This window comes from Pseudotamlana haliotis, from assembly GCF_008806375.1.
Lineage (GTDB): Bacteria > Bacteroidota > Bacteroidia > Flavobacteriales > Flavobacteriaceae > Pseudotamlana > Pseudotamlana haliotis.
Map to the genome: position 1 here is coordinate 107,992 of NZ_WAAT01000051.1, position 14,463 is coordinate 122,454.

The following is a 14,463-nucleotide window of genomic DNA, read 5'->3' on the forward strand; positions in this document are numbered from 1 at the left end:
ATGATTCTACTTAATATTTATAGAAATGGTTTCTAGTTAGAAACCGGTTTTGGTTCATCCAGTTTCGCCATTTTATTGCCCTGACGATTCAGTAACATATAACCGATGATACCTGATATGGACGAGCCTATTAAAATACCAATTTTAGCAGAATCTACATAAATGTGGTGCTCTGTAAAGGCTAAACTAGCAATGAAAATAGCCATAGTAAAACCAATACCTGCTAAGAACGACACCCCAATGATGTGTGCTGTTGTAATATCAGATGGTATTTTTATGATTTTAAGTTTATCGGCAAGTAATACAAATATGGAAACCCCAATACTTTTCCCTAATAATAAACATACGGCAATGTTAGCCACAAGTACTAAGTCTAAACCTTCACTACTGCTTAAAACAACTCCTGAATTTGCCAAGGCGAAAATAGGAATAATAAAGTAAGCTACCCAGTCATGTAAGTGATGCTCTAAATGCTGTAAGGGTGATTGATACTCGTTGGTCCAGTGCTGTAACTCATCAATTTCATGAATTTGTTCGGCAGAAAGTATAGGCTCCTTTAATTCTGAAGAGCTTTTAATTTTATTGGTGATTTCTTCCAATCGTGTTAAGAAAACAGAGGTATCTGCTTTTTGTCTAATTGGCACAGAAAAGGCTAATAAGATACCTGCTAAAGTTGGGTGAATTCCTGATTTAAGGAATAGAATCCAAATCGCAATACCGAAAATAATCATTAAGAACTTAGAGTAATAGCCTTTATGTGATAAGAAGTATAGGATAGCTAATAACACCAGGGCAGCACCTAAAAGGGCCATTTTAATGGTTCCACTATAGAAAAGAGCAATCACAATAACAGCACCTAAATCATCAACAATAGCAAAGGCTGTTAAAAATATTTTTAAGCTAATAGGAACTTTGTTTCCTAGTACTTTTAATATGGCTAATGAGAAAGCAATATCGGTAGCCATAGGAATACCCCAACCGTGTAGCGTGTCACCAGGATGCGTACTTAAAGTGTTGTTAATAAGCACGAAAAATAGTACTGGGATAAGCATTCCGCCAACAGCACCAACAAGTGGGAAAGCTAATTTTTTAGCTGTATTTAGTTCTCCGATTAAAAACTCACGCTTAATTTCTAAACCAATAAGGAAAAAGAAAACCGCCATGAAGCCATCGTTAATCCAAAGAATCAAGGGTTTGTATAATTCGAAAGTTTCTGATTTATACCCCAGGTGATATTCCCAAAGTGCCGTATAGCTGGCTGAATACGGTGAATTAGCCCAAGCTAAGGCTAAAATTGCTGCGAAAAGCAGCAGTATACCACTAAAACTCTCAATCTTGATGAATTTTTGTATTGGTGATAAAATATTACTTTTTGGTTCCATATTATTTAATTGACTTTTAAAATTTCTTATTTAAAACCTTTACGGTTTGTGTTGTTGCAGCTGTTACCGAAAGTGGTAAAACCAAAAGCACGCCAATAACTGGAATAAAAAGGCAGAGCATAAATATAATGCCATTGCCAATGGCTATTCCGCGATTTTGACGTACAAAATTAATACTGTTCTTATAATTGTAGTGACGTTCTAATGTATAGTCCATATTTCCAAACCCTGCATAATACGATTGTAGAAAAAATAAGGCTACCGTAGAAAATATATTTACAATCGGTATAAATTTGAGTACTAAGATAGGAATTGTAAATAATAATTCTCTAAATAAATTGCGAATGTTAATACGTATACCTCGCCACAATTGTTGAGCAAAAGTGCTGTTAAGTTGTGTAGTGTTGAGGTTTCCTGTTAGGTGTGCTTCAATTTTCTCTGAAACCGGACTCATAAAAGGTGCCGAAATCGCCATGATGATGTGCTTAAACAAGATCAAGCCAATGGATATGATAATAAGTAAACTTAAAATAGTACCTAAGGCTGTAAAGGCATTTTTACCCCAGTCCCAAATCCAGATTTCTGAAATATATGCCCCTAAGTTGTCCGATAGGCTGTAAGCTATTAGAGAGATTACTGTGGCTGTAAGCACACTAATCAACATCGGGATAATAAAGTATTTCCAGAGCTTTAGTTTGGATATTAAACCAAAAGCGCCTAGATATGCTTGAATTCCTGATGTGATGCTTTTTAACATAGTTCTTTTAAAAAACTAAAGTTAAGAAAGCTTATATTTTTTACTTCTGAAATGAACAGAATTTTAGCTTTCTTAAACTTAAGCGTTATACTCTTTTACGGCGTCTATAAACGCTTTTGCGTGGTCTAAAGGTATGTGCGGTAGAATACCATGACCTAGATTAACAATATATTTATCTTTACCAAATTCATTAATCATTTGGTGTACCATTTTCTTTATTTCTGCCGGTGGTGATAATAAACGTACCGGGTCAAAATTACCTTGAAGCGTGATGTTTCCTCCTGTGAGGTAGCGTGCATTTTTAGGTGAACAGGTCCAGTCTACTCCTAAAGCTGAAGCATTACTTTTAGCCATTTCACCAAGGGCAAACCAACAGCCTTTTCCGAAGGCAATGACTGGAGCCTCATCTTTTAAAGCTTCAATAATTTGATTGATGTATTGCCATGAAAATTCTTGATAATCGGTTGGCGATAACATACCTCCCCAAGAATCGAACACTTGAACGGCGTTAACACCAGCTTTTACTTTCTCTCTCAAGTAAGCAATGGTGGTGTCTGTTATTTTTTGTAATAATTGATGTGCCGCTATCGGGTTTGTAAAGCAAAATTCTTTGGCTTTATCAAAATTCTTGCTGCCTTGACCTTGTACGCAATAGCATAAGATGGTCCATGGTGAGCCTGCAAAACCAATAAGCGGAATATCATCATTCAATAATTCCTTTGTCGCTTTGATACCTTCATAAACATAGTTTAGTGCGTCCTTAACATCTGGAACAATAACATTATCTACATCTTTTTGAGTACGAACAGGATTTGGTAAATAAGGGCCAAAATTAGGTTTCATCTGTACCTCAATATTCATCGCTTGAGGAATAACCAAAATGTCACTAAATAAAATAGCAGCATCCATCCCGTAACGTCTAATAGGTTGTACGGTAATTTCACTAGCTAATTCTGGAGTCTGGCAACGTGTAAAAAAGTCATATTTCTCACGAATGGCCATGAATTCTGGTAAATAACGTCCAGCTTGACGCATCATCCATACTGGTGGACGTTCAACAGTTTCTCCTTTTAATGCTCTTAAAAATAAATCGTTTTTAATACTCATATTTTTTTCCGCGAAAGCGGTAATCTTTTTATCTAAAACTAAAAAGCATGTAAAACTAATGGATAAATCATGGTGCCAAAATGATATTTATCATAGTTTTTTCATTGAGCTTTTAAAATTAACGTCAAAACGTGGTTCTAAACTTTTTAGTTTCGTTAGTTTATAATTTTTTCAAAGTTATTGCGCGTAGTGGGCATTTACCAATTCAATAACACTCTCTACAGTTGGAACTTTAGCAATGCGAACATCTTTAAAATGTTTTTTCGCTTCCTTAGCTGTAGTTTCTCCAATACAAAAGGCGATAACCTCAGTCTTGTTTTTTTGTACAAAACTTTCTACTGTAGAAGGACTATAAAACATAGCGCTTTCAATAGTATCGGCTACTTTGAAACCGTCAAATTTAGTTTGATAAGCTTCAACTTCAGTTACCTTAATGTTATTTTCTTCTAGAATATTTGGTAAATCGTCTAATCTTAAATCGCTACAGAAATAGGTCACTTCAGTGCCGTCCATATATTCCACTAGGTACTCGGCGAGTTTCTTAGCATTTTTTTCGGTGTGTGCTACAGGGCCTATTTTTCTTTCTACTAAGCGTTTTGTACGACGACCAACACAGTAAATGTTTTTGAATTGTAATTCGACTGCCGAATAGTTCGTTGTTAATGATTCTACAGCATTTTTACTGGTAATAATAACGTTTTCAATTTCGTTTTTTAAGAAACGCGGGTGAATACGATTCAGGCTTATTTTTATAAAATCGGAACTTTCAGCAAGTGCTTTTTCATGAAAAAGTAAACGTTGGTCCTCTGTAAATTGCTTGGTTGAAAATACGTTAATTGGTTTGCTAGACTTGATGTTGTCCATCAGGCGTTTTCCACCACGTTCAATAACGAAATCGGCACAATATTGCGCCATATCATTATGTTTACCTAGTTTTTTAACGCGGGTCACATCAATACGTTTGCTGCCATCTTCACTTAGAAGCACGCCTTTAAAGTGGATGTCTTCGTCTTTGATATAAGCTAAAGCACCAATAGGAGCAGTACAACCACCTTCTAATTTGTTAAGAAAATCACGTTCAATTGTGGTGCAAATTTCGGTTTCTTCGTGGTTTAATTCCGCGCAAGCAGTTCTAGAAAACTCATCATTTTCTAAAGCTGTAATCATGATAGCCCCTTGTGCAGGCGCAGGAATCATCCAATCTAAATTAAAAGATTCTTCTGGTCTGAGGCCAATTCTTCCAATACCTGCAGCGGCAAAAATAGCACCGTTCCAATCTTCGTGGTCTTCTAATTTTTGAAGACGTGAATTTACATTACCACGAATATCAACAATGGTGTGTGTAGGGAAACGGTTTAACCACTGGGCTCGGCGTCTTAAACTTCCGGTTGCAATGATGGCGTTTTTAGAACCTAAAAATTCTTCATTGTTTTTAAAAACGAGGGTGTCGTTAACATTACCACGTTTTAAAACGGCTGCTTGTACAATGCCTTTAGGTAAAAGGGTAGGCACGTCTTTTAGGGAATGCACGGCAATATCAATATCCTCATTGAGCATAGCAATATCGAGTGTTCGTGTAAAAACACCGGTAATTCCTAATTCGTAAAGGGGTTTATCTAAAACGATATCGCCAGTAGATTTTAAAGGAACAAGTGTGGTTTGGTGCCCTAAAGCCTCAAGTTGTGTTTTAACAATGTTGGCTTGATAAAGTGCTAATTCACTATCACGCGTACCAATTCTTATGATTTTAGACATTTTTTGGAGTGGGTTCTAACTGAAACACTTTTTTAATAAGCTCTAAACTATCGTTAGTAGAGATATTATCATCTTTAAGGTGATGTGCAAAGTGATTCGTTATTTTTTGTATGATGTTGTTGCTAATTAATTCGGCTTGTGCTTCATTGAAATCAGCGTTCTTCTTGCGTTGTGTGTCCAATTCCGCAGCAGCGAAATCGTTTAATTTATGTTTTAAGGCCTTAATAGTAGGGGCAAACTTTCGTGTTTCTAACCAACCGTTGAATTCGGCTTGAATTTCTTCTATAATCGCTTCCGCGGAAGGAATATGCGTCTTTCTAGCCTCTAAAGTTTGGTCTGTAATTTGAGATAAATGGTCTAAATGTACCAAAGACACATGGTCCAATTCTTCAACATTAGAATTGACGTTTTTAGGAATAGATAAATCTAAAATTAAAAGTGGTTTTTTAGACTGAATAATATGTTTGTCGATGGTTGGGCGTTGGGCGCCTGTGGCCACGATTAGGATATCGGTTTGGTTAATTTCCTCCTGTAAGTTCGCATAATCTTTAACCACCAAATTAAATTTACCAGCAATTTGCTCAGCACGGGTTTTGGTACGGTTAATTAGGGTGATATGCTCGTTTTTGGTATGTTTTACCAAATTTTCACAAGTATTTCTACCAATTTTTCCGGTTCCGAAGAGTAAAATATTCTTATCAGAAACGTTTTCAATCGTATTTAAAATGAATTGCACCGAAGCAAAAGATACCGATGTTGCTCCAGAAGAAATATCGGTTTCCGTTTTAATACGTTTACTCGCTTGAATAACGGCATTCACTAAACGTTCAATATAATTGTTTAATAAACCGTGTTTTCTAGAGAGCTTGGTACTCGTTTTCAACTGACTAATGATTTCAAAATCACCAAGAATCTGACTGTCTAAACCAGAACCCACACGAAACATGTGTGCAATGGCTTCGTTGTTTTTATAGACGTAGGCCACGTTTTGGAATTCTTCAAGTGTTCCTCTGGTATTATCGCAAAGCAGTTGAATGAGTTTAAAAGGGTGTTCTGCAAAACCGTAAATTTCGGTTCTATTACAGGTTGAAGTCACTACAAGACTTTCTATGCCATTTTCTTTAGCTTGAGTGAGTAATGCGCGCTTGGCATCTTCGTCTAAGCTAAAGTGACCTCTTATCTCGGCATCGGCTTTTTTGTAGCTTAAGCCAATGGCGTAAAAGTAGGAACTTCGTGAATTTATTTGGTTATGCATGCTGGTAGCTCGAAATATGCCACAAAAATATATAGCTGCAATCAGAAAAAACAACGCTAAAAGAACTATTAGTGTCGTTTGTGGTTTTTTAGCGATGTTTTTCGCGAATATGCCGTAAATATGTTATTTTCGTAAGAAAACAGGGCGGTTGAGCCTTATTAGTTTAGAATCAGTCTAAATAGATTAACAATGAAAGATGAATTAAAAGCCCAAAAAAGTATCGCTAAAAGTACTTTTAATGAAACCACGGTTGAGGATGGGGTTATGGTGTTGACTTTTAGAAACGATGGTGCTGAAGCGCAATCGGCTGTGAAAGATATAGATAGTGATTATATTCAATTCCATTTTTGTGTTAAAGGCTCGAGTCAGTTTCTGTTTAATGAAGGCCGTTATAAATTAAATATCCTTGAAGAGAATTCATTGTTGCTATATAATCCGCAACGGGATTTACCAATACACTTGGAGATTAATCCGCATTCTTGGATGGTTTCTATTTTAATTTCTATTAAGAAGTTTCACGGATTTTTCTCCCATGAAGCCGATTATATCACCTTTTTAAGTGAAGACAATAAGGATAAAAAATATTATAAAGATGGGGTGATTACGCCTTCTATGGCTATAGTATTGAATCAATTGATTAATTATAATTTGAACACTACTATAAAAGAACTTTATTTTAAAGGTAAGGCCTATGAATTATTGAGCTTGTATTTTAATAGGAGTGAAGATGCAGACATTGAACAATGTCCGTTTTTAGTTGATGAAACCAATGTGATTAAAATACGAAAAGCCAAAGATATCATCGTATCACGTATGGCTGAGCCACCAAGTTTACAAGAACTTGCCGATGAAATAGGCTTGAGTTTAAAAAAGTTAAAAGAAGGGTTTAAGCAAATTTATGGCGATTCTGTATTTAGTTTCTTATTTGATTATAAAATGGAAGTTGCCAGAAAATTGTTAGAATCGGGTGAAAACAATGTCAATGAAGTAGGATTAAAAGTTGGGTACAGTGCATCCAGTCATTTTATTTCGGCTTTTAAAAAGAAATACGGCACGACGCCAAAAAAATATATCATGTCTCTAAGTTAAATTTAAACCTTTTAATTATGAAATATCTAAGTCCTGAAATTGCAGCCTTCTATGCAAATCAAAATCAAAAGTCTTTAGTGCGATCAAACACTTCTTGTGGGATATTTCAAGAATGTGATTTTGATACATCGAAACAAGAGGACTATCATAATTTCTTAAATCAAAAACACCGCAAAGGTTAATTCGTCTACTGTTAGGTTCTAAAATCAGGCTTAAACTATTTGTTTTCATTATTTTATAGGAAAATACTTCACAAAATTGACTCTTCATCGATTTTTTGAGAGTTTAATCTACACTTCATTAAGATTTTATATATATTGGTGTATTACAAATTGTTAAAGTCTTAGCAATGAATGTCTTTTAAGAATCAACCATCGGTTTTTTAGGATCGACTCAAATAAATGACATTCACTCCCTCATCGCTAGGTATAAAAAAGTATTTATCAACTAAATTATATACTAACCATGTAAACTTGGAAGCGCCCCTTGTGTCTTTAAGTTTACGTCAACACCTAAAACCATGATGAGAACATTACTTAAAACCGCATTAATTTTTTGTGTGATTGTTTCATGCAAAACCAACGGATCTGAAACTAAAGTTGCAAACGATTGTGATTTGTTTCAAATAGGCCATTATAAGTTTTATAACCCTAGGGTTTATGAACACCCGGTAATATTTGAAAAAGGCAATCACAATTTAATGAACAAAGATTTCACCCCTGTTTGGTACGATGGTTATTGTGCTGAAAATTTACCATCTCATTTCGATACTAAAGAGGCTTATTTAAAATATATCCCCACCGATAGAATTAATAAAGAAGGTCGTACCTCTTTTGCTAACTTTTATGAAGTAAATAAAAACAGTTTAAAAGGAAAGCCAGGTTTGTATCATGATGATTACCATTTGTTATTTAGAGGAACGGTAAGTGTTAAAAACCTAAAATCAGATCAACAATACCTTTTGGTAGCTGGTAAAAATTACATTTTAAAAGAAGAAGATTACGATAAGAATACCGAGTTTTATGAGCCTAATGTAAATACCATGTTTGCTTATTTATTGGAAGATGGGGTTTACAAATCTATAGACATTGATTATGTCTTAGGAAACTTTAGTAAAGCGCAACACGATAAGGTATTTGAAGTTTTAAATGTTACCAACTTAGTGAATTCAGTGTGTGTTGAAAGCGTGAATACACAAGGGAAGCCTAACTTTGATAGTGCATCACTGCCAAAATGGGTATATAACAAATCTGAAATTAGTGACTACTAAAATACAAGTATAAAAACTTTATATTTCCAACCAAAAATTTTTAACCAAAACTAACCAACCAGAAGCTTCACTTTTAAAAGTGAAGCTTCTTTTGTTTAAAAGCTAGCCTTAACTAATTTTTAAGGCGTATTAAAATTATGTATTGTATTTTTGCTATGAACTGATTTAACCTTTTTTCATTTGCCAAAAAATGGCTCTTTTTCACCCATTTTTTACTTTTTTTCTTTCCGTAGCCCAGCTATGGCATTCAAAAAACTTTCAAATGGTAAAAAATGTTTAATTTTCGCTTAAACACAAAAAGTTTAAACCAGTTCTAAACTTAATAGATTGATGAAAAAAGGCATACTACTTGTAAATTTAGGTTCTCCAGACAGCCCGGAGCCCAAAGATGTAAAGCGATATTTAGGTGAGTTTTTAATGGATGAGCGTGTTATTGATATACCGTTTTTGGCTAGAACAGCTCTGGTAAAAGGCATTATATTAAAAACACGTCCTAAAGCCTCTGCAGCAGCATATAAAAAAATTTGGTGGGATGAAGGTTCGCCATTAATCGTTATTTCTGAAAGGTTACAACATGGTATTCAACAACAGGTTGAAGCCCCTGTAGCTCTAGCTATGCGCTACGGTAGTATGACCATCAAAAAAGGCCTTCAGGAATTGGTAGATCAAGGGGTAGAGGAAGTGTTGTTGTTTCCGTTGTATCCTCAGTTTGCCATGGCCACAACCGAAACCATTACGGTTTTAGCTGAAGCATTGCGTCAAGAATTTTTTCCGAAGTTAAAAATAGAATCGGTACCCGCTTTTTATAACAAACCCGATTATATAGCAGTACTATCTGATTCTATAAAAAATCATTTGGCCGATAAGAAAGTTGATCATTTATTATTTTCATATCACGGGGTTCCAGAGCGTCATATTAGAAAAAGTGATGTGACGAAATCACATTGCAAAATAGACGGAAGCTGTTGCGCTACCCCAAGTAAGGCACATGAGTTTTGTTATAGACACCAATGCTTAGAGGTGACCCGTTTGGTGGCCGAAAAACTAAATCTTGATGAAGGGACCTATTCCACCTCGTTTCAGTCGCGTTTAGGCTTTGATCCTTGGTTACTGCCTTATACCGATCGTACTATTGAACGCTTGGGTAAAGACGGTATAAAAAATATGGCCATTGTAACCCCAGCTTTTGTAAGTGATTGTTTAGAAACGCTTGAAGAAATTGCTATGGAGGGTCAGGAAATCTTTCATGAAATGGGCGGTCAAGCTTTTACTACGGTGCCTTGTTTGAATGATGACAAACCTTTTGTAGATTTATTGTCTAATTGGATTAATACATGGCTCATGCCAACTACATAAGTTAAATATGGCAAAAATATCATCTCAAGATTTGGGGTCTCAGCCTATCGGGAAGCTTTTAGTTAGGCAAGCGGTTCCTGCGGCCATAGGAATTTTGGTGATGTCATTAAATATTTTAATCGATACCGTTTTTGTTGGCCATTGGATTGGAGTGAATGCTATTGCAGCAATAAATGTGGTGCTTCCTGTGTCCTTCTTTATTGCAGCCCTAGGAATGGCTATTGGTATTGGGGGGTCTTCCATTATTTCTCGTGCTCTTGGGTCTTCCAACCATAAAAAAGCCTTAAAAACTTTTGGTAATCAAATCACTTTAACCCTCTTACTGTGTACCACGTTTGTAACCGTAGGTTTATTATTTCAGGATGCTATAATTAATTCATTTGGTGGTAAAGGTGATATTTTTGAACCCGCTAAAATTTATTACCGCATTGTGCTTTATGGCGTGCCTATCTTGGCTTTAAGTATGATGGGTAACACGGTAATTCGTGCTGAAGGCAAGCCAAAATTTGGAATGTACGCCATGATGATTCCTTCAGTTAGTAATTTATTGCTCGATTATCTTTTTATAAATCTTTTTGACTTCGGAATGGCTGGAGCTGCTTGGGCAACGACCTTATCTTATGGGTTTTGTTTTGCTTTTATTCTTTGGTTTTTTCTTTCGAAGCATTCTGAATTAAAAATTAATTTCTCTCATCTCGTCTTAAATTTTAGCGTGGTGAAAGAAATTAGTGCCTTGGGTTTTGTGACCTTAGCCAGACAAGCTGTGGTGAGCGTGACCTATTTGTTTATGAACAATATTTTATACAATTTAGGAGGTGTGCATGCGGTAACTTCTTATGCGATTGTGGGGCGTATGCTTATGTTTGCCATGTTTCCTGTTTTAGGGGTGACCCAAGGATTTTTACCCATCGCAGGCTTTAATTACGGGGCCAAACAGTACGACCGTGTGAAAAAAACCATCTATATCTCGATTAAATACGCCTCGCTTCTGGCCACATTGGTGTTTATTATATTGATGAGCTTTCCAGATCTTATCACTAAAATGTTTACCACCGATCCTGACGTTATTAAAGAAACCCCAAGTGCTATGCGTTGGGTGTTTGCGGCAACGCCAATCATTGCGCTTCAGCTTATAGGTGCTGCTTATTTTCAGGCCACTGGAAAGGCTAGACCAGCTTTATTATTAACCTTAACACGACAGGGATTTTTCTTTATTCCGTTAATTTTTATCTTGCCAAATTTTTATGGCGAATTGGGTGTTTGGATTTCATTTCCTATTGCCGATACACTAGCCACAATTGTTACCGCTTATTTTTTAAATCGAGAAATTAAAAAAACTTTAAATTCTAAATCCCCAGAAGTCAATTCAATCCTTTAATCATGGAATATTATAACTATATAAAATCGTTTCACCTCATTTTTGTAATTACTTGGTTTGCCGGATTGTTTTATATTCCGCGTTTATTTGTGTATCAAATTGAAGCCTTCCACAAGCCTTCTCCAGACAAAGAAATTCTAGGGAAACAGTTAAGATTGATGACTAAGCGTTTGTGGTATATCATCACTTGGCCTTCAGCTATTTTAGCAACCGTTTTCGCGATTTGGTTGCTTATTTTACAACCATATTGGCTAGAACAACCTTGGATGCATGTGAAATTACTTTTTGTGCTCTTGCTTTTTATTTACCATTATATGACCCACGTTTATTACAAACAGTTGCAAAATGATGTGGTTAAAAAATCGTCGAGCTACATGCGTATTTGGAACGAAGGCGCTACTTTTATCCTTTTTGCCGTGGTGTTTTTGGTCATATTAAAAAATACTATCCATTGGATTTGGGGTGTGGTCGGTATTGTAGTTTTAGGTGTTTTGATCATGGTTGGTTTTAAAGTCTACAAGAGTATTAGGGATAAGAACCCCGACGCCTAAATACCAGGTTCAAATCAAGGAAATTGCTTTTTAAACCAATCTATTAGCCCTTGGTTTGATTATTGCTATATTTAACCTTCAATACAAGCTCAAGTGCCTTTAAAATTTAAAAAACCATCGCTGCGTACCCGTATTTTCCTTGCTATGATCCTGTTGGTATTGCTGGGGTCTGTGCTGATTACCGTGGTTGCTATTAGGCAATACAAGCAACAAAGTGAAGATTATCACAACGATCGTTTACAGGCTAAAGAACAGAGTATAAGCACACATCTTAGGCGTGTGCTTAACGGTAGAAACAATACCTGGGAGGTGAAAACCGAAAATATTGCCATCATATTTAAAGAGGAAATTTATAATATCGCCGATATTCATAAGCTTCAAATTAACTTATACGATTTAGATGGTACGCTATTAATTTCTTCAAAAGCAGGTTTTAGAAATAATGTGGCCGATAAATGTATAGATACCGAGGTTTTGAACGCTATTTCCAACACAGCCGTGCACCGTTACGTTGATAAGCACATGGAGAATGGTGAAACTTTCTTATCTTCTTACACCTATCTTACCGATCAGAAATCTAGAGAATTAGTGATTTTAAATATTCCCTATTTAGAAAACGACGATTTTTTAACTAATGAGCTAGAAGCTTTCCTAACCCGCATGGCTTACGCCTTTACTTTTGTGCTTTTAATGGCTATTGGTTTGGCTTTTTTACTGTCTAAATTCATCACCAAGTCTTTAAAAACCATTAGCGATAAAATAAATGCCACGCGATTAGAAAGACTTAATGAAAAAATTGAAATCGATGATACCAGTGAAGAGATTACCACTTTAGTAAACTCTTATAACAGTATGATTGACGAGCTTGAAGAAAGTGCCATCCAATTAGCGAGAAGTGAACGAGAACAGGCGTGGCGAGAAATGGCCAAGCAAGTGGCGCATGAGATTAAAAATCCGTTAACACCCATGCGATTAACGGTACAAGATTTTCAGCGGAAGTTTAATCCTGAGGATACCAACATCTATTCTAAAGTTGAAGAATATAGTAAAACCTTAATTCAACAGATAGACACCATGAGTTCTATAGCTTCAGCATTTTCAAATTTTGCCAAAATGCCGGCACAGCAAAATGAAAATTTGAATGTTGTTGAAATCATAAAACTTGCCTTAGATATTTTTAATGAAAATTACATTAGATTTTCATCTGATAAGGATGTTGTTATAGCAAAATTAGATCGTACGCAGTTAATTCGTGTGGTGACTAATTTGGTTAAAAATGCCATTCAAGCTATGGCTGAAAATGATAATCCGGAAATTTTAGTAAAGGTGTCTGAAGTTGGTGAGGCGGTTGTTATTTCGGTATCTGATAATGGTTCTGGGATTTCAGAATCGAGCAAATCAATGGTGTTCGAACCAAAATTCACGACCAAAACAAGTGGTATGGGCTTAGGGCTGGCCATGGTTAAAAATATTGTTGAAACTTACAATGGCACCATTTCTTTTGTTTCCGAAAAAGGGCGTGGTACGACCTTTACGGTTACTTTTCCTAAAGTTGAAGTTTAGGCAATAAGTTATTCTTTATTTCAATACTTATTGCTTTCACGTTCGTGCTTCATTTTAAAAATCATTAAATTTAAGTCATTAAAAAGAATATAAAATAGCGCTGTTAACAGATACTTAATTGGGCTTTAACTTTAAAATTTCTTGTCATTATGAATTATAATACCATTATTTTAAATAAAATAGGAGCCATAAGCACGATTATCATTAATCGTCCTAAAAAATTAAATGCTTTAAATAAGGAAACGATTGAAGAACTACATGACGCCTTTAAAGAAGCTGACTCAGACAAAGACACTAAAGTGATTATTATTACCGGAAGCGGTGAAAAAGCGTTTGTCGCTGGTGCCGATATTAGTGAGTTTTCAGATTTTAATGCTTCTGAAGGTAAAATGTTGGCGGCGAAAGGTCAGGAGCAGTTGTTTGATTTTGTTGAAAATTTATCGACACCAGTGATTGCCGCGGTAAACGGATTTGCTTTAGGAGGTGGTTTAGAGCTCGCTATGGCTTGTCATTTTAGAGTAGCGAGTAGCAATGCTAAATTAGGACTTCCAGAAGTGTCTCTAGGGCTTATTCCTGGTTATGGTGGTACACAACGTTTACCACAATTAGTAGGTAAGGGACGTGCCTTAGAAATGATTATGACAGCAGGGATGATTGATGCTGCTAAAGCTTTAAATTACGGTTTAGTGAATCACGTAGTTGATCAGAGTGAATTACTGCCTTTTTGTGAAAGTATCGCTAATAAAATAACTCAGAACTCATCTGTTGCTATTGCTGCGGCTATAAATGCGGTAAATGCAAATTATAAAACTTGCGTTAATGGTTTTGAAGTGGAAATAGATGGTTTTGGAGCTAGTTTTGGTACTGCCGATTTTAAAGAAGGTACTACGGCTTTCTTAGAAAAACGCAAAGCAGAGTTTCCAGGAAACTAAAAGATGAAGAATGTCAATACCATTAAAAAAGAAAAAGGCTATCTGATACGATAGCCTTTTTAATAATA

General features: G+C 35.7%; 13 protein-coding genes. 8 read left to right on the forward strand and 5 right to left on the reverse strand.

From position 1 onward, the window contains the following. Positions 1-32: 32 nt before the first annotated feature. The 5 genes from nhaA to hemA form a co-directional block, all read right to left on the reverse strand. The gene (gene nhaA / locus F6U93_RS13460; protein WP_150940709.1) at positions 33-1,382 is read right to left on the reverse strand and encodes a Na+/H+ antiporter NhaA; all 1,350 of its coding nucleotides are present in this window, start codon (positions 1,380-1,382) and stop codon (positions 33-35) included. A 16-nt stretch (positions 1,383-1,398) separates the two neighbouring features. Beyond that, positions 1,399-2,139, reverse strand: coding sequence for an EI24 domain-containing protein (locus F6U93_RS13465; RefSeq protein ID WP_150940711.1), 741 nt, complete (start codon positions 2,137-2,139; stop codon positions 1,399-1,401). Between the two features lie 78 nt (positions 2,140-2,217). After that, positions 2,218-3,246: a uroporphyrinogen decarboxylase gene (gene hemE / locus F6U93_RS13470; RefSeq protein WP_150940713.1), complete on the reverse strand. Its 1,029-nt coding sequence runs from the start codon at positions 3,244-3,246 to the stop codon at positions 2,218-2,220. A gap of 177 nt (positions 3,247-3,423) precedes the next feature. Further along, complete coding sequence (gene hemC / locus F6U93_RS13475) at positions 3,424-5,001, reverse strand: hydroxymethylbilane synthase (RefSeq protein WP_150940715.1); 1,578 nt, start codon at positions 4,999-5,001, stop codon at positions 3,424-3,426. Then, positions 4,994-6,256 (reverse strand): glutamyl-tRNA reductase, encoded by a 1,263-nt coding sequence (gene hemA, locus F6U93_RS13480; RefSeq protein ID WP_150940717.1) that lies wholly within the window; start codon positions 6,254-6,256, stop codon positions 4,994-4,996. Before hemA ends, hemC begins: the two co-directional genes overlap by 8 nt. Positions 6,257-6,445: 189 nt before the next feature. Between hemA and F6U93_RS13485 the strand changes: the two genes are divergently transcribed. The 8 genes from F6U93_RS13485 to F6U93_RS13515 all read left to right on the forward strand — a co-directional run bounded on the left by F6U93_RS13485 (position 6,446) and on the right by F6U93_RS13515 (position 14,395). Continuing rightward, the gene (locus tag F6U93_RS13485) at positions 6,446-7,345 is read left to right on the forward strand and encodes an AraC family transcriptional regulator (RefSeq protein WP_150940720.1); all 900 of its coding nucleotides are present in this window, start codon (positions 6,446-6,448) and stop codon (positions 7,343-7,345) included. A gap of 17 nt (positions 7,346-7,362) precedes the next feature. Continuing rightward, entirely contained in the window at positions 7,363-7,527 is a 165-nt protein-coding gene (locus F6U93_RS14685; RefSeq protein WP_191963520.1) for a hypothetical protein, read from the forward strand. A gap of 338 nt (positions 7,528-7,865) precedes the next feature. Continuing rightward, positions 7,866-8,615, forward strand: a complete 750-nt coding sequence (locus F6U93_RS13490) for a hypothetical protein (protein WP_150940722.1) — start codon at positions 7,866-7,868, stop codon at positions 8,613-8,615. A 330-nt stretch (positions 8,616-8,945) separates the two neighbouring features. Then, positions 8,946-9,971: a ferrochelatase gene (gene hemH / locus F6U93_RS13495; protein WP_150940724.1), complete on the forward strand. Its 1,026-nt coding sequence runs from the start codon at positions 8,946-8,948 to the stop codon at positions 9,969-9,971. 7 nt (positions 9,972-9,978) lie between these two features. Beyond that, complete coding sequence (locus F6U93_RS13500; RefSeq protein WP_150940726.1) at positions 9,979-11,349, forward strand: MATE family efflux transporter; 1,371 nt, start codon at positions 9,979-9,981, stop codon at positions 11,347-11,349. A gap of 2 nt (positions 11,350-11,351) precedes the next feature. Then, on the forward strand, positions 11,352-11,900 hold the full coding sequence (locus F6U93_RS13505) for a CopD family protein (RefSeq protein WP_150940728.1): 549 nt from the start codon (positions 11,352-11,354) through the stop codon (positions 11,898-11,900). Between the two features lie 144 nt (positions 11,901-12,044). Further along, complete coding sequence (locus F6U93_RS13510) at positions 12,045-13,463, forward strand: sensor histidine kinase (RefSeq protein WP_150940802.1); 1,419 nt, start codon at positions 12,045-12,047, stop codon at positions 13,461-13,463. A gap of 149 nt (positions 13,464-13,612) precedes the next feature. Beyond that, positions 13,613-14,395: an enoyl-CoA hydratase/isomerase family protein gene (locus F6U93_RS13515; RefSeq protein ID WP_150940730.1), complete on the forward strand. Its 783-nt coding sequence runs from the start codon at positions 13,613-13,615 to the stop codon at positions 14,393-14,395. Positions 14,396-14,463: the final 68 nt, after the last annotated feature.

What these genes read in the sequence shown, in the direction of transcription:
- F6U93_RS13485 (WP_150940720.1), top strand. Translation starts at nt 6,446, where the DNA reads ATGAAAGATGAATTAAAAGCCCAAAAAAGTATCGCTAAAAGTACTTTT.
- F6U93_RS14685 (WP_191963520.1), top strand. Translation starts at nt 7,363, where the DNA reads ATGAAATATCTAAGTCCTGAAATTGCAGCCTTCTATGCAAATCAAAAT.
- hemC (WP_150940715.1), bottom strand. Translation starts at nt 5,001, where the DNA reads ATGTCTAAAATCATAAGAATTGGTACGCGTGATAGTGAATTAGCACTT.
- hemA (WP_150940717.1), bottom strand. Translation starts at nt 6,256, where the DNA reads ATGCATAACCAAATAAATTCACGAAGTTCCTACTTTTACGCCATTGGC.
- F6U93_RS13500 (WP_150940726.1), top strand. Translation starts at nt 9,979, where the DNA reads ATGGCAAAAATATCATCTCAAGATTTGGGGTCTCAGCCTATCGGGAAG.
- F6U93_RS13510 (WP_150940802.1), top strand. Translation starts at nt 12,045, where the DNA reads ATGATCCTGTTGGTATTGCTGGGGTCTGTGCTGATTACCGTGGTTGCT.
- hemH (WP_150940724.1), top strand. Translation starts at nt 8,946, where the DNA reads ATGAAAAAAGGCATACTACTTGTAAATTTAGGTTCTCCAGACAGCCCG.
- nhaA (WP_150940709.1), bottom strand. Translation starts at nt 1,382, where the DNA reads ATGGAACCAAAAAGTAATATTTTATCACCAATACAAAAATTCATCAAG.
- hemE (WP_150940713.1), bottom strand. Translation starts at nt 3,246, where the DNA reads ATGAGTATTAAAAACGATTTATTTTTAAGAGCATTAAAAGGAGAAACT.
- F6U93_RS13515 (WP_150940730.1), top strand. Translation starts at nt 13,613, where the DNA reads ATGAATTATAATACCATTATTTTAAATAAAATAGGAGCCATAAGCACG.
- F6U93_RS13490 (WP_150940722.1), top strand. Translation starts at nt 7,866, where the DNA reads ATGATGAGAACATTACTTAAAACCGCATTAATTTTTTGTGTGATTGTT.
- F6U93_RS13505 (WP_150940728.1), top strand. Translation starts at nt 11,352, where the DNA reads ATGGAATATTATAACTATATAAAATCGTTTCACCTCATTTTTGTAATT.
- F6U93_RS13465 (WP_150940711.1), bottom strand. Translation starts at nt 2,139, where the DNA reads ATGTTAAAAAGCATCACATCAGGAATTCAAGCATATCTAGGCGCTTTT.